Source organism: Limnobacter sp. SAORIC-690 (assembly GCF_002954425.1).
In the GTDB taxonomy this organism is placed as follows: Bacteria; Pseudomonadota; Gammaproteobacteria; order Burkholderiales; family Burkholderiaceae_B; genus Limnobacter; species Limnobacter profundi.
This window is the reverse complement of record NZ_MQVZ01000001.1, coordinates 2,752,348-2,775,204: the sequence shown is the minus strand read 5'-3', so window position 1 is coordinate 2,775,204 and position 22,857 is coordinate 2,752,348. Positions and strand designations below refer to the sequence as shown.

Here is a 22,857-nt window from a genome sequence, read left to right as displayed (position 1 = left end):
GCAAATGGGCTAACACGTTCGTGCTAGGTCATTTCAAGGATACCTCACTGAATGTGGTCATGCGTATGCTTACGCTAACAGGAACAATTGAACCGAGAGTAGAGATGCCGATTTTCTGGACACAAGCCGCTCGAATAATTCACCTTTCGGTGTTTTCGATTCTCTGTGCTTTATTGACGCTGTTTCCCCTGCCGGGGCACAGCCTTGAAATTTCCACACCAGTGGGAATTCAGCAAATTGGTCAAATCCTGAATCTGAAAAGTACGCTCAGCAACATGCCAGAAGGAGCTGAATCGCAATTGCGATCCACATGCCTGAAGGCTCGAATATATGCTTCGGGAAATAATCCGGGCAGTTATGAAAGTACCCTTTCGCGAGAGGTACTGGTGAATTTTGACCCAACGATTCGCCGAGGAGGCTTGCTTGAATTCAAGTCGGTAGCACCTGTTGAGGACGCAGTGGTTGAAATGGAGTTGGTGTCGGAGTGCCCGTTGATCGTGTTCAGTACAAAATGGACATTGCTGTTGAAACAGGGTGGGGTTGAACAGGGCAATGCGATTAACGTAAACACTGCTGGCAAAGAATCTGCTTTTGACCCTGAAGGTTCTTCGTTGTTGGCCAATTCCAGAAAAGCACCAGTACCACAGGTTGACAGCAAGCCAGCATGGATGACCCAAGACAAGCGACATGAAATAAAGCCTCAGCAAGCATTGGGCGAGACTCCCGAGGTTGTTTTAACGACACCAGAAAATGACGAGGCGGTAAGTAACAATGAAGTTGTGAAGGTGGCATCGCTTAATACTGATTTGTTTGGCGCCGGGCTCATTGAAAGCCGAAGGGAAACTACCGATGTATCTGGCGGGCTTGGTTTGAATGAATACACTGGGGAAACAGCTGCAAACCGTAACCTGCAAGATTGGCTGCTGCCGGTATCGTTGGGTGCAGCGGTTCTGTTGATGATTACTTTGTTACTTTATCGACGGTATTCAGCTCAAAAAGCAAACATTCCGTTTGGGGTTGATGAGCACGGACACGATGATCGTCGTGCCAACAATTCTCAGCCGATGGATGTAGCGACCATCAGCCGGGAACACGTCTTGGCGTTTTCAGGAGAGCCCGCATCAGCGTCAGTGGGTAGCCATCGGGTATTGGAGTCATTGATTGGAAATGATGAACAAGACTTTGACGCCGACCTGAATTCATCTGCCCATAACATGAACGCCGGTTTGATCGACCCTGTGTATCGATCGTCTCTAAAAATCAGTCTTGAGTTGATCAATCGGGCCGACATTCCCAGCTGGAAATTGCCTGCATCTTATCTGGGTTTGGTCGAGTCGCGGAACAAATCACTGGAGTTACACCGAACGATCGATGCTTTGTTGTTGCGAAGTCAAATTGGCTTGATTGAATTGGCGTTTCAGGATGCCAAACAGGGCCAGTTGACCCCGGCGCAGTCTTCACTGGAACTGCTGGAGCAGGTACTTGGCAATGAGTTACATGACCTGGAGTTTAGAGCAACGCTTTGCGTGCCCGATGTGGTCAAAAGTCATGTGCGCGCAAAAATGTGCGAGATCGCGGGTGCCGATAAGCGCCAGTTACTTCGTGAAAACCTGGTGAACTTGAACAGCCAGGTGCTTAGCCCCGCACTTTGCTTTAATTCAAATGCATGGCGCGAATTCTTGAGTGAGGAAGGTATTCTAGATTAGCCATCACATTGCTGTTCACGACACGCTTAGGGACTCTTCCAGTTGCTCAATCTCAAGCATCAGTTCAAGCAACTCAGTTTCCACGTTCTCTAGGCGAGCGGCGATCAAGTTGCGCTCATGGTGCAGTTCCGTGGCTTTTTTCGAATCGTCGGGTTTGCTGTAGTCGCATTTGGCCAAAGCTTGATCAAGTTTGGCCATTTTGGGTTGATCAGTCTCAATTAGCTTTTCAAGTTTTTTAACCTGATTGCCCAATTGTTTGATTCGTTGGTTCACAGCTTGCCTGTCTATGGGTGCTGCCACAACTGCAACAGGTTTGTTGTTCGAATTGCCTTGTTTTGCATTGCGATTTTCCGCACTGGTTTCTTTGCGCAGCAGATCCGCATAGTCATCCAGATCGCCGTCAAATTCGGTCACGGCACCTTGGTGAACGCGCCAAAATCGATCAGTAATAGATTCCAGCAAATGCCGGTCATGAGAAACCATCACCAGGGCTCCTTCAAATTCCAGAAGGCTGCTGGCCAAGGCTTGGCGAGTCGCAATGTCCAGATGGTTTGTGGGTTCATCCAGCAATAGCAGGTTGGGGCGTTTGTAGGCTAAAAGGGCCAAAGCCAAACGCGACTTTTCACCGCCCGAAAAACTGCCAACCAATTGACGAACTTTGTCGTCTCTAAAGTGATAGCGTGCCAAGAATTCACGCGCTTTTTGCTCGGAAATTTGCCGCTCAAGACGTGACATGTGCTGCAAGGGTGTGGCGTTCATGTCAAGCGATTCAATTTGGTCTTGCGCGAAGTACCCGTAAACCAGGCCTTTGCCCTCAACCCGCTCACCACCCAACATGTTGAGCTCGCCCACCAATGTCTTAACCAGGGTGGTTTTGCCATTGCCGTTGGCACCCAACAGACCGATACGGTCGCCAGGGCGAAGTTCAAGACTGATACTTTTTAGAATGGGCGTTGCACCTTCATAGCCACAATCGCTCCGGTTCAGCACCACCAACGGGTCTGGACTTTTGTGGGGTTCCATAAACGGAATTGCCACATGGGGTTCTACTTGCAAAGTTTCAATCAACTTGATCTTTTCAAGTCGCTTTACCCGGCTTTGTGCTTGTTTGGCCTTGCTGGCTTTGGCCTTGAAACGATCCACAAATTTTTGCAGCTTTTCCATTTCACCAGCAGCCTTTTTGTTGGCCTGGCTAACCTGGTCTGCACGCTCGGCAAAAGCACGCTCAAACGCAGAGTAACCACCCGTGTACTTGGTCAGTTTTTCGCTGTTCAGGTGCACGGTGTGGGTACACACCTCGTCTAGAAAATCACGGTCATGTGAAACCAGAATTACCGTGCTGTTGACTTGCTTGATCCACTGCTCCAGCCACACCACCGCTTCGATGTCCAGGTGGTTGGTGGGTTCGTCCAGCAAAATAAGGTCGGCCCTTGAGCCCAGCACTTTGGCAAGGTTCAAGCGCATTTTCCAGCCGCCAGAAAACTCGCCAACTTTGCGTTGAAGGTCTTCTGTTTTAAACCCCAAGCCGTGAAGAATGGTGGCCACACGCGCTTCAGCAGTGTAGCCATCCAGGTTCTCCAGCTCTTCATACAAGTGGCCAAGTTGCTCCATGTCGCCGCTTTCTTCAACAGCATGAATTTTTTGGCGCACTTCGTGCAAGGCCCGGTCACCTTCCAGGGCGAAATCAATCACGCTGAGGTGGTTGGCTGTTACTTCCTGATCAATCCAGGAAAGTCGCCACACCTTGGGCAGGTCGATACTGCCTTGATCAATGTGAAGCTCGCCAAGAAGGGCACTTAGAAAACTGGATTTACCCGCGCCATTGTGACCAATTAGACCTACTTTTTCACCGGGAAACAGAGTGAGTTCAGCATTTGTTAAAATAGGCTTGCTGCCCCGCGCAATGCTGAGGTTGTTGATTTGAATCATTGAATGGGTTTAGACCAAGTCTTCTTTGTTGAGCAAAAACACCTGTTCGTCACCTGCCGAGGTTTCAAGCCAAATGGGATTTAAATGTGGAAAGGCCGCTTCGAAATGCAGTTTTTCATTGCCGAGTTCAACCACCAGAAAACCGCCGTCTTTCAGGTGTTTAGGGGCCTGTTCAAGAATATCCTGAATCAGATCCATACCGCTGTCGCCACCGGCCAAAGCCATGCGTGGTTCATGCAGGTACTCTGGCGGCAGCTTTTTCATGGAGGCCTCATTGACATAAGGCGGGTTGGTCAAGATGAAGTCGTATTGCTTGCCATTCAGGTTTGAAAACAAATCCGATTCAATGGCATGAACACGCTGCTTCATCTCATGCAGCTGTATGTTCTCGCGCGCGACACTCAAGGCCTCAGTTGACAAATCGACAGCATCAACCTGCGCATTTTCAAACACATAGGCAGCCAGAATCGCCAGACAGCCGGAACCTGTGCACATGTCAAGAATCTCGAATGGCATTTCAGGGGCATTCACCCAGGGCGTTAATTGGTCGGCCAGCAGTTCAGCGATAAAGGAACGCGGGATGATGACCCGTTCGTCGACCTTGAAGGCATGTCCTTGCAACCAGGCCTCGCCAGTGATGTAACTGGCCGGCTTGCGATCGACTACACGTTGGGTAATAAAACGTGTCAGTCGATTGGCTTCTTGAATGGTGACACGTGCGTCCCAAAACGGCCCGACATCGCCAATCGGCAGACTGAGCGCTGACTGCACCATATAAATCGCTTCATCAAATGCGTTGCTTGAGCCATGGCCAAAAAACACCTGACCACGGCGCATTTCGCTGACATAAAACCGCACCCAGTCGCGAACGGTGTGTAGTTCTTTGGGGTCGACTGCAATGTGTGCGGTGTAATCCTGATTCATGAATTGCCTTGGCTGAAATCGGTTTGCCCAATGGTGAGTACGCCGTTCAATTCGACGACCGGGCGTTTAATGATGCTGGGGTATTCCAACAGAAGGGCTTTGGCACCCTCAGGTGACCGGGCTTTGCCTTGCAGGCTTTCGTCCAGACCACGCCAAGTGGTGCCCTTTCGGTTGACGACTTTATCCAACCCAAAGGTACTGATCCATTCGTCAAGCAGCAACGCGGGTACACCATGTTTTTTGAAGTCATGGAAAACAATTTCCACGTCATTCGATTTCAGGGATGCAATCGCTTTTTTTACGCTGTCGCAGTTAGGAATTCCGTATACCTTGGCTGTCATTCTGTCGGATGCTCCTTTACTCTGCGTTGCGCAGCAATTCGTTGATGCCGGTTTTCGCACGTGTTTTTGCATCAACACGCTTGACGATCACCGCGCAGTACAGGCTGTATTTGCCACAAGCGCTGGGCAGTGAGCCACTGACGACCACTGAGCCAGCAGGAATTCGGCCGTAACTTACTTCGCCTGTTTCGCGGTTGTAAATTTTTGTACTTTGACCGATGTAAACACCCATGGAAATCACGGAGTTTTCTTCAACGATTACGCCTTCCACTACCTCAGAACGTGCGCCAATAAAGCAGTTGTCTTCGATGATTGTGGGGTTCGCCTGTAGAGGTTCCAACACGCCACCAATGCCTACGCCACCACTCAAGTGGACGTTTTTACCGATTTGTGCGCATGAACCCACAGTGGCCCAAGTGTCCACCATGGTGCCTTCGTCTACATACGCACCAATGTTCACGTAGCTGGGCATCAGCACAACATTTTTGGCAATGAAACTGCCACGGCGGGCCACGGCAGGCGGTACTACACGGAATCCACCTTTCTTGAAGTCTTCTTCGGTGTAATCGACAAACTTGGTGGGCACCTTGTCGTAAAACTGGGTGAAACCACCGGCAGCCATTGGTTTGTTGTCTTCAAGGCGGAAAGAAAGCAACACGGCTTTCTTGATCCATTGGTGGGTTACCCACTCGCCGCTTTCCTTGGAACAAACACGCAATTCACCCCTGTTCAATTTTTCCAGTACGTCGCCAACAGCGGCGCGAACTTCTGCAGGTGCAGAAGAAGGGGAAATTTCCGCACGGTTTTCCCATGCGGCTTGAATGATGGATTGATGATTATTTGTCATGGTGATTTCCTGTGTCAGAGACTGTTTTTAATTTGTTGTGCAATACGACCAGCGGCCTCATTGCATTCGGCCAGGCTGGCTACCAGTGCAATTCTCACATGGTTGCTACCGGGGTTAAAACCATTCACCTCACGGCCCAAAAAGCTTCCGGGCAACAGGGTAACATGGGCTTGCTCAAATAGCCTCTTGGCGAATGCGGTGTCGCTTTGCCCCACATCAGCCCAAAAATAAAAGCCGGCGGGTGGAATATGCAGTTCAAGTTTGCCTTCAAGAATGGCGCTGAAGGCTTTGAACTTCTCGGTGTATAAGCGGCGGTTCTCGGCAACGTGTTCTTCATCGTTCCAGGCAGCTACGCTGGCCATTTGTATGGTGGTCGACATGGCAGAACCATGGTAGGTGCGGTAGCGAAGAAATGCCTTGATCAGCTCTGCATCGCCTGCCACATAACCAGAACGAAGCCCGGGCGCGTTAGAGCGCTTGGAGAGGCTGGAAAACACAATCAGGTTGTTGTAATCCGACCTTCCCAAACGGCTTGCTGCTTCAAGCCCACCGATGGGGGCTGCGGTGCCATCTAGATAAATTTCTGAATAACATTCATCCGATGCGATCACGATATTGTATTCATCGGCCAGATCAAACAGCTTTTGCCAGTCTTCAAGTGAATACACCGCGCCGGTCGGGTTGTTGGGCGAACACACATACATCAGCTTTGTTTTGGCCAATACATCGGGGCTGAGTGCGTGAAAATTTGACAAACCGCTGGCCGGATCAATGTTCACGAACACAGGGCTTGCGCCACCTAAAAAGGTGGCGCCTTCGTAAATTTGATAAAACGGGTTTGGAAAAACAACGTGGCTGTCGTTCTCACAACCATCCAGTACCACCTGTGCGAAAGAAAACAAAGCCTCACGCGAGCCCAGAATTGGCAGCACCTGGGTTTCCGGATCGACCAAGGCATCAAAACGGCGCAATATCCACTCAGAGATTGCTTTTCTCAACACCGGCAATCCCTGCGTACCGGGGTATACCGACAAGCCATCAAGGTTGTCGATCAAAGCCTGCTTGATCAGCGCTGGCGTGGGATGCTTGGGTTCGCCAATCGACAAATTCACATGGGTCAAACCACCCGTGTGCTGGGTGCCCGCGAACAATGCTTTGAGGCGTTCAAATGGATAAGGCTGAAGTTTGTCGAGGTTTTTCAATGAGTTCACCGGAATTGCTGTTTAGCCATCGTGTTAAGCCAAGCGCGTATAGCCACGCGCTTTTAACCCCGCGCATTTAGCCACGAGTAGGGTTCATGGTTGAAATGGAATCCAGTTCAACTTTCGGCAAGGGCTGAAAGCCTGAGTGGCGGTGTTCAGCCACCACCGTGGTGTATACGCCACCCCGAACATACCATTTCGCAGTTAGTTTCATGTAGCGGGGGTCAGTTGCGGCCACCAGGTCGTCCAGAATCTTGTTGGTTACAGCCTCGTGGAAAGCACCTTCCTCCCTGTAACTCCACATGTACATTTTCAGGCTTTTCAGCTCTACATTCTTCTGGTTGGGCAGGTAGTCGATCACCAAAGTGGCGAAGTCTGGCTGCCCGGTCAAGGGACAAAGACATGTAAATTCAGGCACTTCGATGTGAACGTGGTAGGGCCGATCCGGGTTCGGATTCGGAAAAGTCTGTAAATCACGGCTGGGTTTGTTACTCATAATTCTCTCGTGGGCCTTTTTAGCCTGTTGTGGCCTTTGGCCTTTGTGGCGTTAAACAACTCAATCATCCTGCCAACTACGGGCGGGGGCCCGGCGTAAAGCGCGAAGGCTTTGCTATTATAAGGTCAGCGGGTTTTCAAGTTCCCGTGGGTTGAAGTTTTTATTCGTTCTATTGGTCTCATTTCCACTTCATCGTGCGATTAACTCACATTCGTTTAGCTGGCTTTAAGTCATTTGTTGAACCAACGTCCTTTGCCGTGCCCAGTAATCTGGTGGGTGTGGTGGGTCCGAACGGCTGTGGCAAATCCAACATCATCGACGCGGTACGCTGGGTACTGGGTGAATCCAAGGCGTCGGAGCTGCGTGGCGAATCCATGCAAGACGTGATCTTTAATGGCTCCACCAACCGCAAAGCGGCCTCGCGTGCCAGCGTAGAGCTGGTGTTTGACAATGCAGAAGGCAGGGCAGGCGGCAGCTGGAACCAATATTCCGAAATTTCCGTTAAACGCGTGCTCACACGCGATGGCGCTTCAACCTATTACATCAACCAGCAGGCGGTTCGCCGCCGCGACGTCCAGGATATTTTCCTGGGTACAGGTCTTGGGCCACGCGCCTATGCCATTATCGGGCAGGGCATGATTGCCCGTATTATTGAAGCCCGCCCGGAAGAATTGCGCATTTTTCTGGAAGAGGCCGCAGGTGTATCGAAATACAAGGAACGCCGCCGGGAAACTGGCAATCGTTTGGCCGACACGCGCGACAACCTCACCCGCATCGAAGATATTCTTCGCGAATTGACCAGCCAGATTGAGCGACTGGAGCAGCAAGCCACCGTGGCGCGGCAGTTCAAGGAACTTGAAGAGGCTAAAAATACCAAGCAGCGCTTGCTTTGGTATATCCGCTATTCCGAGGCGTTAGAGCAGAAAAATACTGGCCAGGCCAAGCTTGAACGTTCCAAAGCTGATCTTGAGGCCATTCAAAGCAAATCGATTAGCACCCAAACAGAACTGTTTGCTGTGCGTGAAAAGCAGGTGGACGCCCAGCAACAGCTGGAGAACGACCAAACCCAATGGATTGAATCCAACAGGCAAGTAAGCCGTCTTGAAGCTGATTTGCGCGTGATGGCTGAATCACGCGCACGCCTGGGTACTCGAGTGGCCGAGCTTGAACTTGAAATTCAAAACTGGACTGTGCGGGAAGAAGACGCGAAGGCACGATTGGAAGAAATCAGTGGTTCTACTGAAGAACAGCAAGCCGAGCTGGAAGAACGAATTATTGCCCTTGAAGAGGCCGAGCTGGCCGTCGAGCCAGTTGAGCTGGCCTTGCAGGCTGCACGATCCGCTGTAGACCAAAAACGCGCCGGTGTCATGCAAATACAGCAGGCACTTGGCCAGGTTTCTTCGCAGCAGGAATCAGCCAGCCGTGCCGAAAACACGATTCAAGTGAAATTGGATCGGCTTGAAAGCGAAAAGCAGCAAATTGCAGCACCTTCGGTACACGAAATGGACGAAGTCCAATCTCGGGTCCATTCCCTTGAACGGGAGCTTGACAATGCCACCGGCAACCTTGCTGAATTTGAAAGCAAGTTGGCTGCTGGTGGTGCCGAACTTGATCATGTTCAAGCCTCATTCAATGCTGAGCGGGACAAGCATGCCAACGCGCAGGCGCAATTGCAGGCACTTCAGAAATTAAACGAGCAACTTGCCGAAAGCGCTGAGTTAAAGCCCTGGGTTGAAAGTAGCGGCCTTGGCGATACACCGCGCTTGTTGGGCAAGTTACAAGTGGAGCGTGGCTGGGAAAGGGCACTTGAATCGGCGCTGCGGGAGTCGCTTGACAGCTTTCAGGTACGAACGCTTGACATGGTTGAGGGCTTTGCCAAACAGCCACCCCCTGCACGCGTGGCTTTCATGGAATCAGCGAGTCAGGGCGGTGGTTCAAACCTTTCTGTTGGCCCGGAAGACCTGGCCAGCCTGGTGCGCTGCACCGACTCTGCCATTCAGCAATCTTTGATTCAATCACTGGCTGGGTACCTCCTGGCCCCCGATTTGCAAGCCGCACTGGCGAAACGAAAAAACCTGAAGCCAGGCCAGCGGATCTTCACGCCACAAGGGCATTGTGTCAGCGCCACAGGCGTGTCTTTTTATGCGGCAGACAATGCGCAAAGCGGTCGGCTTGAGCGCCAGCAGCAAATAGAAGCCCTTCGTACAGAAGTACGCGCGCTAGACATGTTGAAAAATGAATCCATGGCCAAGCGCGACCAACTGCAATTGCGCACGGGTGAAATGAAAGCCCATGTGGTGCAAGCGCGTCAACTGGTTGAAAGTTTGACCAAGCGACTGCATGAAGCCCAGGTACAAATGATTCGCTTGCAAGAGCAGCAAAGCAGGGCAGACAGCCGCCGGGAACAAATTGGTTTAGACCTGGCTTTGTTGCAAAGCGAACTGGAAGAACAACGGGCAATTTTACTTGAATCGGAAGACAAGTACGCCGAACTGGATGAGCAGCTTGCCGTCGCCAGCGATGCGCTCGAAAGCCAGAAAGACAAAGTGACTGAAGCAGAACAGGCGCTGCGCGACAAACAGGCGCAGGTGCAGAATGCGCTGCGTAAAAAGCAGGATGCAGAATTCAATATTCGTAATCAGGAATCTCGCCAACGCGAATGTGAACGAGACATTGCTTTTGCAAGCAGTCAAATTCAGCAAATTCAGCAACGCAAACAATTGGCGCTGGCTGAACTTGAGGGGCTTTTTGAAACCGAAGGTCAAGAAGCATTGCAGCTTGCCTTGGAAGAGCGCGTAATTGCAGAAGAAAAAGTGGCAGTTTCTCGTGATGCGCTAGAACAAATCATGGCGAAGGTATCTGAGCTTGAACGTGCGGAAAAAGAAAGTGACAAGCAGGCTGATCCACTGCGGGATGCGGTACAAGACCTCGCATTAAAAATTCAGGCCGCTGAACTCACCATTGAACAATACAAGAATTTGATGGACGAAGTGCAGGCCGATGTAAACGAATTGGGTCAGCAATTCGTTGCCATGGATGTACCTCCGAAAGCATCAGTGCTTCAGGCCGAAGTAACCCGCCTTACCAACGGCATGCAAGAGTTGGGAGCAGTGAACCTGGCTGCGCTGGATGAACTGGCTGCTGCAACAGAGAGAAAATCATTCCTTGACCAACAGGCCGGCGACCTGATTGAAGCCATGGAAACCCTTGAGGATGCGATCCGCAAAATTGACAAAGAAACACGCGACCTTCTCTCCGAAACTTTTGGTGTGGTTAACGGGCATTTCTCGCGCCTCTTTCCCAAGTTGTTTGGTGGCGGCGAGGCGCGCTTGGTCATGACTGGCGACGAAATTCTGGATGCAGGCGTGCAGGTATTTGCTCAACCGCCGGGCAAGAAAAACGGCACCATTCATTTGTTGTCGGGTGGCGAAAAAGCACTAACGGCCACAGCACTGGTTTTCGCAATTTTCGAGTTGAATCCTGCACCGTTCTGCTTGCTCGACGAAGTTGATGCACCGCTGGACGATGCGAACACCGAGCGTTTCACCCGCTTGGTCAAACAAATGTCTGAACAAACCCAGTTTTTGTTCATTTCCCACAATAAAATCGCCATGGAAATGGCGCAGCAGCTGATCGGCGTCACGATGCAGGAGAAAGGTGTTTCCCGCATTGTTGCCGTTGACCTGGCGGCTGCAGAAAAAATGGCAACGGAAACCGTATGAACGACCTACAACTTACCCTGCTGATTGTTGGAGGTGGTGGCATTGCTGCCATGATCGCTTACAACTGGTGGCAAGATTATCGACTGCGCAAACAAGCCAGCGAACGTTTTGGTGAAACCGATCAAGACCCGCTGTTGAATACGGGTTCTGTCAAATCGAGTTATGAGCGTACAGAGCCCGGGTTCTCGGGATCACAAGAGTTTGACTCTTCCCTTGAATTGGATGAAACAGGCGGAGAAGCAGACTTTAATGCACACCGAGCTGACAGCCATTTGCAAAATGAACCGCAAATGACAATCGACAAACGCCTGTTTGCAGATTTCATCATCCGTTTCGACGAAGAAAAGGATGCCAACACCTGGAAGGCCCTGATCGACGGGTTGGAACAAATCAATCGCAAGCGAATTATTTATTCTGCCAGCCCAGACGCCGCTGAAAACGCTGATACGCTGTGGTTCAAGGCAAGCCCCTATGAGGGCACCGCAAAATCCTTGAAAGCAAGCGTTCAAATTGCCAACCGCAAAGGTCCGCTCAGCTCAATCGAGTTTTCTGAAGTGCTTGGAAAATTCAGGCGATTTGCTGAAGACCAAAACGCGGACATTGAATTTCCCGAGATGAAGGAAGTGGTGGCCAAAGCTGAAACGCTGGACCAAGCCGCGGCTGCTTTGGATACCTTGCTCGGTCTGCATTGCCTGTTACCTGAAACCGTACAGGAAAGCACCGCAGTCGACATGCTTGCTGTGGCAGGTTGGGTGCAAAAAGGCCACCAGTGGTTTCTCAATGATGAATCCGGCACCCTGGCCAGCATGGTAATTCACAATGCGCCCGGCAAACGCCTGTTGAGCTTTAGTATTGACGTACCCAATTCAGCTGAACCCATTAAAGCCTTGGGCGATATTGTCACCGTATGCCATGGCATGAATGAAAAATTCGGTGCACCGCTAATGGACGATTCTGGCCGAACCTTGAGCACTCAAGCCATTGAGGGCATCTACAACCAGTTGATTGAACGGGTTCGTAATTTGACCGATTCTGGCTTCAAGCCGGGTGCACCTGTAGCTCGCATTTTGTTTTCATGACCAATAATCTGGATTTGTTTGACAGCAACGGCAGTGGCGACAAATCCGATGAGCAGGACGAGTCTCCAAGCGCGGCAATTCGCCGCCTGATTGAACTGCTGAACCGCTGGGAACATGCCTACTATGTGCTGGATGCACCTGAAGTGCCGGACTCCGAATATGACCGGGTCTATCAGGCACTTCAACAACTCGAAAACAGCCACCCCGACCTGATTCAGAGTGACTCCCCCACACAACGCGTTGGTGGCAAACCCGCGGATGGCTTCGAGCAGGTTAAGCACCGCGTACCCATGCTGTCGCTTGGCAATGCCTTTGATGACAGCGACGTGCTTGCCTTCGATCGACGGGTCAAGGAACTGGCCGACCTGCCGATAGACACCACAATTGCTTACGCCGTTGATCCAAAATTTGACGGATTGGCCATCTCAATTCATTACAAAAACGGCATTTTCCAACAAGCGATTACTCGCGGCGACGGCACGGTTGGTGAAGACGTATCTACCAATGTAAAAACCATTCGAAGCTTGCCCTTGAAATTAAAGGGAAGCAAGGTGCCTGAGCATTTGGAAGTGCGTGGCGAAATTTTCATGTTCAAGAAAGATTTCGCACAGATGAATGAGAGGCAAGCGGAACTTGGCCTGAAAGTTTTTGCAAATCCACGCAATGCTGCAGCTGGCACCATTCGCCAACTCGACCCCAAAATAGCTGCAAGTCGACCGCTGCGGTTTTACTGCTATGGTGCGGCCCTTGAACGGGATCAGTTGCGTGAACTAAAAAGTCAATCCGCCATGATGCAATGGCTGGCTGGAATGGGCCTGCCTGTTTCAGAACTTAGCCAAACCGCCTTGGGTGCCGAGGGCCTCTTGACCTTCTACCGCAGCGTGGGCGAGCGCCGCAGCACATTGCCTTTTGAAATTGACGGCGTGGTTTACAAGGTAGATTCTTTTGACCTTCAAGATCAACTTGGTTACGTGGCCAAAGCGCCGCGTTTTGCAGTGGCCCACAAATTTCCGCCCGATGAAGTGCTCAGCCGCCTGCTGAACATTGAAGTACAAGTGGGCCGTACAGGGTCGATTACACCGGTTGCAAAACTTGAACCCGTGAAAGTGGGTGGTGTTGTTGTATCGTCTGCCACCCTGCACAATCTTGATGAAATTCAACGCAAGGATTTGCGGGTAGGTGACCAGGTTTTGGTTCGCCGTGCTGGTGATGTAATTCCCGAGGTGTTGCCTTTCCCGGGCAACCAGCGCAGCGCGGAAAGCTGCGCCTTTGTAATGCCGACACACTGCCCGATTTGTAATTCACTGGTTCAAAAAGAAGAGGGCGAAGCTGCTTTCCGGTGTACAGGCGGCTTGGTGTGCAAAGCCCAGCTTACGCAGTCGATTATTCATTTTGCGCATCGGCGTGCCATCGACATTGAGGGCCTGGGTAGCAAACTGGTTGAAGTACTGGTTGACAAGGAATGGGTAAAAACCCCCGCAGACCTGTTTCGCCTCGAATTTGATGCCTTGGTTCAGCTTGAGCGCATGGGAGAAAAATCGGTGCGCAACCTGCTGGACAGCATCGAAAAGGCCAAGCAAACCACATTCGGCAGATTTTTGTTCGGCTTGGGAATACGGCATGTTGGCGAGGCTACAGCCCGTGATTTGGCGGCCCATTTCAAGAATGTGGATCGACTGATGAGCGCCACAATTGAAGAACTGCTTGAGGTCAACGATGTCGGCCCTGTAGTGGCGGAATCCATACGGCAATTTTTTGATGAACCTGCCAATCAACAGGTTGTACGCGAATTAATCTCACTGGGACTTGCCTGGCCGACCGAAGACACTCAAACAGCCGATGAATCGCATCCTTTCTTTGGAAAGACATTTGTGCTCACCGGCACGCTTGGCCAATACAGCCGGGATGAAGCTGGCGCATTGATCATCGCTCGGGGTGGGAAAGTAACTGGCTCCGTGTCCAAAAAAACAGATTACTTGTTGGCCGGAGAGGCCGCTGGCAGCAAACTGGACAAGGCTGCAGCCTTGGGCGTGACTGTACTTGATGAAAGTACATTTCAAGGTATGCTTTAAAGAGAAAACGTTATTGTGTTTATTATTTTTTTATTTCTTCATTAATGGACTACGGAGCTTGCAATCATGACCCGAGTTAGAAAAGCTGTGTTTCCTGTTGCGGGTATGGGCACCCGATTTTTGCCTGCCACCAAAGCCAGCCCAAAAGAAATGATGCCCGTGGTGGACAAGCCACTGATCCAATACGCAGTAGAAGAGGCGCTTGAAGCGGGTTTGAGTGAACTGGTGTTTATCACCGGTCGAAGCAAGCGTTCCATTGAAGACCATTTCGACAAGGCCTATGAGCTCGAGGCCGAACTGCAGGCCCGCGGCAAAACTGCACTGCTTGAAATAGTGAAAAATATTGTACCCAGCCATGTGAACTGTATTTACATTCGGCAGATGGAACCTTTGGGACTTGGCCATGCTGTGCTGTGCGCAGAGCCCGTTGTTGGCACAGAGCCTTTTGCTGTGCTGTTGGCCGACGACCTGATGGACGTGGACAAAGGCACACCCTCTGTGACCCATCAAATGGTGAAGGTGTTTGAACGTGAACATGCCAGCGTATTGGCTGTGCAGGAAGTTGATCCTTCTGAAACCAAATCGTACGGCATCGTCTCCAGCACACCCTGGAACAATCGCTCCGAGCGGGTTAATGCCATTGTTGAAAAACCCGATCCCAAAGACGCACCAACCAACCTGGCGGTTGTAGGCCGCTACGTACTGAATTCTCAAATTTTTGATCACATCCGGAAAACGGGCAAAGGCGCTGGCGGAGAAATTCAATTGACTGACGGTATTGCCTCACTGCTTGAAGATCAACCGTGTTGGCTTACCGCTTCACCGGAACCCGCTTCGACTGCGGCTCGAAAATGGGTTACCTGAAGGCCACAGTGGAACTGGGCCTGAAACACCACGAGGTGGCTGCAGAATTTGCTCAATATCTCAAAGACAGGAAGTAAGCCATGTATGCAGTGTTGGGAGGCAGTGGTTTAAGCCAATTGCCGGGTTTTGAAGTTACCATGCGCAAGGTTCAGCGAACACCCTACGGTGAACCCTCAGGCGCACTCACAATCGGCATGCTGGCGGGCCACGAAATTGTTTTTCTGGCACGCCATGGCTATGGGCATACCATTGCCCCCCATCAAATCAACTACAGGGCCAATATTTGGGCTTTGTCGCAACTAGACATCGACGGCATTTTGTCCGTAGCGTCTGTAGGTGGAATTCGCCCTGATTTGAAACCAGGACAGCTGGTGGTTCCTGATCAAATTCTGGACTACACACACGGGCGCAATGCCACATTTTTCGAAGGTGACAACCAGGCAGTACAACACATCGACTTCACATGGCCTTATGACCAGGCTCTTCGTACTTCATTGTGCCTTGCAGCCGATGCCATTGGTGAGCAAGTGGTGCAGGGCGGCTGTTATGCCTGTACACAGGGGCCTCGCCTGGAAACTGCGGCGGAAGTGAAGCGTTTGGCGCGCGATGGTGCCGATATTGTCGGCATGACCGGCATGCCAGAGGCCAGCCTGGCCCGCGAGCTTGAAATACCCTATGCGCACCTTGCTTTGGTGGTCAACCAGGCAGCAGGAGTGGGAGAAAGCGCTCAGGAAATTTCTCATGCCCAGATCAGCAAAACCGTTCATGAAGGAATGGGACGGGTCATGGGAATTATCAAATCGATGGTGCAGCTGCACGACGAATGAAAGGGCAAATCAGCCCTTTCATCGCGTTCAAATTGAAAGCAACTCGAGTAGCTCGGCTTCCAGCTGAATTTGAAGCTTCCCGGAATTCAAAGACTGCCCGTACAGCAAAAAGGTATCTTCGGCCCTTTCGCCCAAAGTCATGATTTTGGCGGTTTGTACGTTCACCTTGTATTGGGCCAACAATCGCGTAATCGAGTAAAGTAGTCCTGTTCGGTCAGTGGCAGATACGGTCAACAAATATTGGTTGCCTTTCTCATCTGGTTTCAAATCCACAGAAGGGCGCACCGGAAAGTGCCGGGATTGCCTGGACATTCGCCCAAAAACCGGTGGCTCAAGCGGTTGACGCTTGATTAACCTGTCCTGAAGCTCTGCTTCGAGCAGTGACAGGGTTTCACGGTAAAACTCATGGTGACTGTCGTGCTGAATCAGGAAAGAATCAAGGGCGTAACCATGCGAGGTGGTGTGAATTTTCGCATCCAGAATGCTCAGGTTCTTGGAATCAAAATATCCACAAATACGTGCAAACAGGTCCATTTCATCGCGGGTGTACACCAGCAATTCCAGGCCTTCACCAATCGGCGACAGGCGTGCTTTCACGATCGGCTGTTCTGTATCTACACGCCAGTATAAATGCCTCGTGTGCCAGGCAATGTCGCTGGGCCCTTGCCTGAGAAAGTACGACACATCAAGCTGGGCCCACAATTTATCCTGAACATCATCGGAAAGCGCATACAAGCGCAAAATTCGGCGCGCCTCCGCCTGCTGCTCGGCAAGCATTTGCCGGCGATTAGGCGCCTCGCCACCCAAATACTTCAAAGTCAGGCGATAAAGGTCTTCCAGCAATTTGCCTTTCCATGCATTCCACACTTTCGGGCTGGTACCACGAATGTCAGCCACAGTCAGCAAGTAAAGCGCTGTCAGGTTGCGGGGAGTTTTTACTAGCGCAGCAAATTCCTTTAGCACTTCAACATCTGACAAATCTTTTTTCTGGGCTGTATTCGACATCGTCAGGTGATGCTTCACCAGAAAAGCCACCAAATCAGTGTTCTCCTGGTTCAATCCGTGATCTTTGCAGAATTTGCGGGCGTCCACTTCGCCCAGCACACTGTGATCACCACCCCTGCCTTTGGCCACGTCGTGAAACAGGGCGGCCACGTACAACAACCAATGGTCATCAAAGTTGGCCATCAATTGGCTGCAATAGGGATACTCGTGGGCGTGTTCTGCCATCGTAAATCGACGCAAATTACGCACCACGGTCAGAATATGTTGGTCTACCGTGTATACGTGAAACAGGTCATGCTGCATTTGACCCACAATTTTCCGAAAAACCGGCAGGTACCTTCCCAATACGCTGGTTTCGTTCATGCGCCGCAACTCATGAACGATGCCTTGCGGTTGTTTGAAAAACTCTATGAACAAAGCCTTGTTGACCGGGTTTTTCCTGAAATCGTTGTTGATTTTGACCCGGCTGTGCCACAACTGGCGCAACATTCTCGCGCTCATGCCTTTTAATCGCGGATTCTGTTGCATCACGATAAAGGCGCGAAGCATCGCGGATGGGTTTCTGGCAAATACTTCGTCATCCCGAATATCGAGCAGAGAATCTGTTTCCTGAAACTCATCATCAATTACCACAGGCTCTGCATTGGAGCCGAAAATCGACAGCTCAATATTTTGGAGCAAGATAGTGTTCAGTTGCATGACGGCCTTGGCAGCCAAGTAATACTGCTGCATCAGCTGTTCGCTTGATCGTTTTGCAGCAGTAGGGCGGTAACCCAAAGACTCGGCCAACTGGGTTTGAACGTCGTACACAAGCCTGTCTTCCCGGCGGCCAGTGGTGACATGCAATTGATATCTGATTTTCTTGAGTGTTCGCTCGTTGTTTCTTAACTTTGCAGCTTCAAACGGTGTGATCAACCCTTTTTTGGCCATTTCAGCCCAACTGTTGCCCAAGTTGGCGGCTCGGCAAACCCATGAAATGACATGCAGGTCTCGAAGTCCACCCGGACTTTCCTTGCAATTGGGTTCAAGGCTGTATGGTGTCTCCTGATACTTGGCATGGCGCTGCCGAAGTTCCAGGGTTTTTTTGCGAAAGAAGGTTTTTACTTCAAGTAGTTTTTGAAGAGTAGAATTCAGTGCCCGGAAATTACTGGAATTTCCAGCCAGAAATCGAGATTCTACAAGCGCAGTCTGAACAGTGATGTCTTTGCCGGCTTCCTCAACGCATTGCTTGGGTGTTCTAACGCTGTGGCCAATTTCAAGGCCAATGTCCCAGCCCGAACCGCAAAAGGTTTCAAGCTTCTCGGTGTTGACCTCGTCCGGTTCCTGATCAATCAGGATCAACACATCCACATCGGAAAATGGAAACAACTCGCCCCTTCCATAGCCACCCACAGCAACCAGGCTGTATTGCTTTGGCATGCCAATGGCATTCCAGAGGGCAACCAGAGCCTCATCCACACAAATACAGCGCTTTCTCAGAACAGCTTCCACCGCAGATGCAGGTGTGTTCTGGTCAAAAGGTGTAAGCCATTGATGGGCTTGGCTTTTCAACTGGGTTTTGATGCTCACCCGCACCGCGTTCAGGTCAAGTGCGGCTGATTTGTCAACCGTTGTCGCCGGTTTGTTGCTCAATTCAGGCCGCCTGTGTTTTCAAACGAGGATTCGCTGGGGTGCCGGCAGACTGAGTCAAAATTTCATAGCCATCCGCGGTCACCAAAACTGTGTGTTCCCACTGTGCAGACAAACTGTGGTCTTTGGTCACAATGGTCCAGCCGTCCGGCATTTCCTTGATCTCCCGGCGGCCCGCGTTCAGCATGGGCTCAATGGTGAAAATCATGCCTTCTTGCAGCCTCACACCGGTACCAGGCTTGCCATAGTGCAACACTTGGGGTTCTTCATGAAACTTCGTGCCAATGCCATGGCCACAAAATTCCCGAACTACCGAGTAGCCGAAGCCTTCAGCAAACTTTTGAATGGCTGCACCCACATCGCCCAGCGTGGCACTTGGTCGCACTTGCTCAATGCCGATCCACATGGCTTCAAAGGTAATCTCGCACAACCGCCTCGCAGCAAGCGAACCCTCGCCAACAATAAACATGCGACTGGTATCACCGTGATAACCGTCTTTAATGACGGTGATGTCAATGTTGATGATGTCGCCGTTCTTCAGCTTTTTAGGGCCAGGCACACCGTGACAAATTTGATGATTGACCGACGTGCAAATTGATTTGGGGTAGGGCGTGTAGCCTGGTGGCGCGTAATTCAGCGGGGCGGGTATTGTTCCCTGCACATTCACCATGTAATCGTGGCAAAGTTTGTCGAGTTCTTCGGTAGTAATGCCAGCGACCACGTGTGGGCCGATAAAATCCAGCACTTCCGAGGCCAAACGGCCTGCAACACGCATTTTTTCAATGTCGTGCTCGTTTTTAATCACAATATCCATGGTTTTGTTTAATTCCTGCTTGAGCTAACGTATTTTAACCGAGTATAATCTTTGGCTGCTCTGGCGCTATAGCTAACTGCCTCAGTTAATCAACTTAGTTAGTTGACGCTTAAGAGTAAATTTAATGGTTTGTGCGACAGGGTGCTAGTTATTGTTGGTTCATTAACCCGATGCTGGCCCAGTACAAACCCATTCAACCCTGTCTATACTGGAGAAATTCATGGCAGCATCAATGCGCGAAATGCTGGAAGCTGGTTGCCACTTTGGCCACCAAACCCGCTTCTGGAACCCAAAAATGGCCCCCTACATTTACGGCCATCGTAACAAAATTCACATTATCAACCTGGAAAAAACCGTTGTAATGCTCGACGACGCGCTGAAATTCGTGAAGCGCCTGTCAGCCAACCGCGGCAACATCCTGTTTGTATGTACCAAGCGCCAAGCCAAAGAGATCATCGCCGAAGAGGCACAGCGTTGTGGCATGCCTTATGTTGACCAGCGTTGGCTGGGCGGCATGTTGACCAACTTCAAAACCGTCAAAACATCCATCAAGCGCCTGAAAGACATGGAAGCCATTATTGCCGACGGCGGTACTGAGCGCATGTCCAAGAAAGAAGCCCTGATGTTCGCCCGTGAACTCGAAAAGCTGAACCAGTCAATTGGTGGCATCAAAGACATGCCCACTTTGCCGGACGCTATTTTCGTGTGCGACGTGGGTTACCACAAAATTGCCATTACCGAAGCTGAAAAGCTGGGTATTCCGGTGGTGGGTGTTGTGGATACCAACCACTCGCCAGCAGGCGTTAGCTACATCGTTCCCGGTAACGATGACTCCGCCCGTGCCATTCGTTTGTACGCCCGTTCAGTTGCCGATGCCGTTTTGGCTGGCCGCGACCAGGCTGTAAACGACGTGGTTGAAGCCATCAAAGGCGGCGACGACTTCGTTGAAGTGTCTGAAGAGGGAGCTGAGGGCTAATCAAGCCTTTGCCTTCCGATGGGGCGATCAGTCGCCCCTTTTTTTTGTCTAATTCAGAATCCGACTTTAGGAGAAAATCAATGGCTGAAATTACAGCAGCAATGGTTAAAGTACTGCGCGAGAAAACAGACGCGCCCATGATGGAATGCAAAAAAGCCCTGACCGAAGCCGCTGGCGACATGGACAAGGCCGAAGAAATTTTGCGCGTCAAGCTGGGCAGCAAAGCCAGCAAGGCAGCCACTCGTGTAACCGCTGAAGGCTTGGTTGGTATTTATATCAATGATTCCAACAGGTTGGGAACAATAGTTGAAGTGAACTGTGAAACTGACTTCGTGGCCAAAAACGATGACTTCCTGGCTTTTGTAGCCAACGTGGCCAAGTTGATCGCCGACCACAACCCAGCCAATGTTGAAGCATTGTCGGCATTGCCTTTGGGCGAAGGCACCGTTGAAACAGTTCGTGCAGCCTTGATCGGCAAGATCGGAGAAAACATGTCTGTGCGCCGCTTCAAGCGCGTGGAAGCCAAAGGCAGCCTGAGTTCATACATCCACGGCGGCAAAATTGGCGTACTCGTTGATTACACCGGCTCCGACGAAAACGTGGGCAAAGACGTGGCCTTGCACATCGCCGCAACAAAGCCCAAGGCTTTGCATGAAAGCGGTGTTCCACAGGAAGACATCGACCGCGAGCGTTCAGTGGCCAAAGCCAAAGCGGAAGAATCTGGCAAACCAGCCGACATCGCAGAGAAAATGGTGGAAGGTTCCATCAAGAAATTCTTGAAGGAAGTTGCCCTGCTGTCTCAGCCTTTCGTAAAGGACGACAAGCTCACCGTTGAAGCCATGCTCAAGAGCAAGGGCAGCGAAGTAAATGGCTTCGACCTGTTCATCGTTGGTGAAGGCATTGAGAAGAAGGTAAACGATTTTGCCGCTGAAGTTGCCGCACAAGCTGCAGCTGCTGCCGCAGGCCGTTAATTCCTTTGTTTGAAGAGGGGTTTCTCGACTCGGGAAGCCCCTTTTTATTTGCATGTCGACGAAGTTCTGTGCTTTACGTTATAGAATCCTGACAATGATCCAACAAGAGGCTTGAATGACAGCATACAAACGTGTGTTACTCAAATTGTCAGGCGAAGCCCTGATGGGCGAAGACTCCTACGGCATCAACCGTCAAACCATTGAGAGAATGGTTGCTGAAGTTGCAGAAGTCTCCGCATCAGGAGTGGAATTGGCAGTTGTGATTGGTGGTGGCAATATTTTCCGTGGAATTGCCCCTGGCGCAGCCGGCATGGACAGGGCCACTGCTGACTACATGGGAATGATGGCCACCGTAATGAACGCGCTTGCACTGCAAGATGCATTTCGGCGCGCTGGCGTAGAGGCCAGGGTTCAATCGGCGCTTAACATTGAGCAGGTTGTTGAGCCCTACATTCGACCCAAAGCGATCCGATACCTTGAAGAAGGCAAAGTCGTGATATTCGCGGCAGGAACAGGCAACCCATTTTTTACAACCGACACCGCAGCAGCATTGCGGGGCTCCGAAATTGGCGCTGAGGTTGTTCTAAAAGCAACGAAGGTTGATGGTATTTACACCGCCGACCCCAACAAAGATCCTACCGCCACCCGGTACGAAAGAATTTCGTTCAATGAAGCGATTTCAAAAAACCTCGAAGTCATGGATGCCACGGCGTTCGCCCTGTGTCGCGACCAAAAACTTCCAATTCGGGTATTTTCCATCAACAAGCCCGGCGCATTGCACCGAGCGGTTGCTGGTGAAAACGAGGGCACCTTGGTGCATATGTAACTAACTGGCCATTCGATCGACTAATTAATTCGCTAATTAATCCACTTAGGCAGTGAGAATTCAATCATGAGCGTTGCAAACATTCGAAAAACGACCGAAGAAAAGATGGTGAAATCCATCGAGTCCCTGAAAACCGATCTGCAAAAAGTGCGCACCGGGCGTGCACACACCGGAATTCTGGATCATGTTCAGGTTGATTACTACGGTTCCATGGTGCCCATTTCGCAAGTTGCGAACTTAAGCCTCGCAGATGCACGAACCATCGTGGTTCAACCTTGGGAAAAGAACATGGCCAACGCCGTGGAAAAGGCCATTCGTGAATCAGATCTTGGCCTGAACCCTGCATCCATGGGTGAAACCATTCGGGTTCCAATGCCCGCGTTGACCGAAGAGCGTCGCCGAGAATTGACCAAATTCATCAAAGGCGAAGGCGAACAAACCAAGGTGGCGATTCGCAACCTTCGCCGCGACGCCAACGAAGCGCTGAAACGCCTGGTCAATGACAAGGAAATTTCAGAGGACGATGAGCGCCGCGCACAGGCGGACATTCAAAAATTGACCGACAAGTTTGTCTCTGAAGTCGATCAGGTTTTGCAGTCCAAAGAAGCCGAAATCATGACGGTTTAA

Annotated in this window: 16 protein-coding genes and 2 pseudogenes; 10 read left to right on the top strand and 8 right to left on the bottom strand. The window is 51.0% G+C overall.

The genetic code is table 11. The features are described 5' to 3' along the window. Positions 1 to 104: 104 nt before the first annotated feature. A complete protein-coding gene (locus BSZ31_RS13240) occupies positions 105 to 1,706 on the top strand; it encodes a hypothetical protein (protein ID WP_105029135.1) in 1,602 nt (533 codons plus the stop codon). A 15-nt stretch (positions 1,707 to 1,721) separates the two neighbouring features. Here the strand turns inward: BSZ31_RS13240 and BSZ31_RS13235 are convergent, their stop codons facing one another. The 6 genes from BSZ31_RS13235 to queF form a co-directional block, all read right to left on the bottom strand. After that, a complete protein-coding gene (locus tag BSZ31_RS13235) occupies positions 1,722 to 3,635 on the bottom strand; it encodes an ABC-F family ATP-binding cassette domain-containing protein (protein ID WP_105029134.1) in 1,914 nt (637 codons plus the stop codon). Between the two features lie 9 nt (positions 3,636 to 3,644). After that, positions 3,645 to 4,559, bottom strand: a complete 915-nt coding sequence (gene prmB, locus BSZ31_RS13230; RefSeq protein WP_105029133.1) for a 50S ribosomal protein L3 N(5)-glutamine methyltransferase — start codon at positions 4,557 to 4,559, stop codon at positions 3,645 to 3,647. After that, entirely contained in the window at positions 4,556 to 4,900 is a 345-nt protein-coding gene (locus tag BSZ31_RS13225; RefSeq protein ID WP_105029132.1) for an ArsC/Spx/MgsR family protein, read from the bottom strand. Before BSZ31_RS13225 ends, prmB begins: the two co-directional genes overlap by 4 nt. 16 nt (positions 4,901 to 4,916) lie before the next feature. After that, the gene (gene dapD / locus BSZ31_RS13220) at positions 4,917 to 5,747 is read right to left on the bottom strand and encodes a 2,3,4,5-tetrahydropyridine-2,6-dicarboxylate N-succinyltransferase (RefSeq protein ID WP_105029131.1); all 831 of its coding nucleotides are present in this window, start codon (positions 5,745 to 5,747) and stop codon (positions 4,917 to 4,919) included. Between the two features lie 14 nt (positions 5,748 to 5,761). After that, the gene (gene dapC, locus BSZ31_RS13215) at positions 5,762 to 6,958 is read right to left on the bottom strand and encodes a succinyldiaminopimelate transaminase (RefSeq protein ID WP_105029130.1); all 1,197 of its coding nucleotides are present in this window, start codon (positions 6,956 to 6,958) and stop codon (positions 5,762 to 5,764) included. 67 nt (positions 6,959 to 7,025) lie between these two features. After that, the gene (gene queF, locus BSZ31_RS13210; RefSeq protein ID WP_105029129.1) at positions 7,026 to 7,445 is read right to left on the bottom strand and encodes a preQ(1) synthase; all 420 of its coding nucleotides are present in this window, start codon (positions 7,443 to 7,445) and stop codon (positions 7,026 to 7,028) included. Positions 7,446 to 7,639: 194 nt separating this feature from the next. On the opposite strand from queF, the gene smc reads away from it, so the two are divergent. From smc to BSZ31_RS13185, 5 genes and pseudogenes are all read left to right on the top strand, one after another. Then, entirely contained in the window at positions 7,640 to 11,167 is a 3,528-nt protein-coding gene (gene smc, locus BSZ31_RS13205; RefSeq protein WP_105029128.1) for a chromosome segregation protein SMC, read from the top strand. Then, entirely contained in the window at positions 11,164 to 12,246 is a 1,083-nt protein-coding gene (locus BSZ31_RS13200; protein ID WP_105029127.1) for a hypothetical protein, read from the top strand. The genes smc and BSZ31_RS13200 overlap by 4 nt, the downstream gene beginning before the upstream one ends. Continuing rightward, on the top strand, positions 12,243 to 14,318 hold the full coding sequence (ligA, locus tag BSZ31_RS13195) for an NAD-dependent DNA ligase LigA (RefSeq protein WP_105029126.1): 2,076 nt from the start codon (positions 12,243 to 12,245) through the stop codon (positions 14,316 to 14,318). Before BSZ31_RS13200 ends, ligA begins: the two co-directional genes overlap by 4 nt. Before the next feature lie 66 nt (positions 14,319 to 14,384). Continuing rightward, a pseudogene (gene galU / locus BSZ31_RS13190) lies at positions 14,385 to 15,259 on the top strand (UTP--glucose-1-phosphate uridylyltransferase GalU). 3 nt (positions 15,260 to 15,262) lie between these two features. Continuing rightward, the gene (locus BSZ31_RS13185) at positions 15,263 to 16,009 is read left to right on the top strand and encodes an S-methyl-5'-thioinosine phosphorylase (protein WP_105029125.1); all 747 of its coding nucleotides are present in this window, start codon (positions 15,263 to 15,265) and stop codon (positions 16,007 to 16,009) included. 27 nt (positions 16,010 to 16,036) lie between these two features. Here BSZ31_RS13185 and BSZ31_RS13180 read toward each other — a convergent pair whose 3' ends face one another. Then, the gene (locus BSZ31_RS13180) at positions 16,037 to 18,598 is read right to left on the bottom strand and encodes a [protein-PII] uridylyltransferase (protein ID WP_105029880.1); all 2,562 of its coding nucleotides are present in this window, start codon (positions 18,596 to 18,598) and stop codon (positions 16,037 to 16,039) included. Between the two features lie 49 nt (positions 18,599 to 18,647). Continuing rightward, a pseudogene (gene map / locus BSZ31_RS13175) lies at positions 18,648 to 19,469 on the bottom strand (type I methionyl aminopeptidase); the annotation flags it as partial. A 208-nt stretch (positions 19,470 to 19,677) separates the two neighbouring features. Between map and rpsB the strand changes: the two are divergent. The 4 genes from rpsB (at position 19,678) to frr (ending at position 22,857) form a co-directional block, all read left to right on the top strand. Beyond that, entirely contained in the window at positions 19,678 to 20,433 is a 756-nt protein-coding gene (gene rpsB / locus BSZ31_RS13170; protein ID WP_105029123.1) for a 30S ribosomal protein S2, read from the top strand. An 80-nt stretch (positions 20,434 to 20,513) separates the two neighbouring features. Beyond that, the gene (gene tsf / locus BSZ31_RS13165) at positions 20,514 to 21,404 is read left to right on the top strand and encodes a translation elongation factor Ts (RefSeq protein WP_105029122.1); all 891 of its coding nucleotides are present in this window, start codon (positions 20,514 to 20,516) and stop codon (positions 21,402 to 21,404) included. Between the two features lie 115 nt (positions 21,405 to 21,519). Then, a complete protein-coding gene (gene pyrH / locus BSZ31_RS13160) occupies positions 21,520 to 22,230 on the top strand; it encodes a UMP kinase (protein WP_105029121.1) in 711 nt (236 codons plus the stop codon). Positions 22,231 to 22,296: 66 nt separating this feature from the next. Then, the gene (frr, locus tag BSZ31_RS13155; protein ID WP_105029120.1) at positions 22,297 to 22,857 is read left to right on the top strand and encodes a ribosome recycling factor; all 561 of its coding nucleotides are present in this window, start codon (positions 22,297 to 22,299) and stop codon (positions 22,855 to 22,857) included.

What these genes read in the sequence shown, in the direction of transcription:
- frr (WP_105029120.1), top strand. Translation starts at nt 22,297, where the DNA reads ATGAGCGTTGCAAACATTCGAAAAACGACCGAAGAAAAGATGGTGAAA.
- BSZ31_RS13225 (WP_105029132.1), bottom strand. Translation starts at nt 4,900, where the DNA reads ATGACAGCCAAGGTATACGGAATTCCTAACTGCGACAGCGTAAAAAAA.
- pyrH (WP_105029121.1), top strand. Translation starts at nt 21,520, where the DNA reads ATGACAGCATACAAACGTGTGTTACTCAAATTGTCAGGCGAAGCCCTG.
- BSZ31_RS13200 (WP_105029127.1), top strand. Translation starts at nt 11,164, where the DNA reads ATGAACGACCTACAACTTACCCTGCTGATTGTTGGAGGTGGTGGCATT.
- BSZ31_RS13235 (WP_105029134.1), bottom strand. Translation starts at nt 3,635, where the DNA reads ATGATTCAAATCAACAACCTCAGCATTGCGCGGGGCAGCAAGCCTATT.
- rpsB (WP_105029123.1), top strand. Translation starts at nt 19,678, where the DNA reads ATGGCAGCATCAATGCGCGAAATGCTGGAAGCTGGTTGCCACTTTGGC.
- ligA (WP_105029126.1), top strand. Translation starts at nt 12,243, where the DNA reads ATGACCAATAATCTGGATTTGTTTGACAGCAACGGCAGTGGCGACAAA.
- queF (WP_105029129.1), bottom strand. Translation starts at nt 7,445, where the DNA reads ATGAGTAACAAACCCAGCCGTGATTTACAGACTTTTCCGAATCCGAAC.
- tsf (WP_105029122.1), top strand. Translation starts at nt 20,514, where the DNA reads ATGGCTGAAATTACAGCAGCAATGGTTAAAGTACTGCGCGAGAAAACA.
- dapD (WP_105029131.1), bottom strand. Translation starts at nt 5,747, where the DNA reads ATGACAAATAATCATCAATCCATCATTCAAGCCGCATGGGAAAACCGT.
- BSZ31_RS13185 (WP_105029125.1), top strand. Translation starts at nt 15,263, where the DNA reads ATGTATGCAGTGTTGGGAGGCAGTGGTTTAAGCCAATTGCCGGGTTTT.
- BSZ31_RS13240 (WP_105029135.1), top strand. Translation starts at nt 105, where the DNA reads ATGCCGATTTTCTGGACACAAGCCGCTCGAATAATTCACCTTTCGGTG.
- prmB (WP_105029133.1), bottom strand. Translation starts at nt 4,559, where the DNA reads ATGAATCAGGATTACACCGCACACATTGCAGTCGACCCCAAAGAACTA.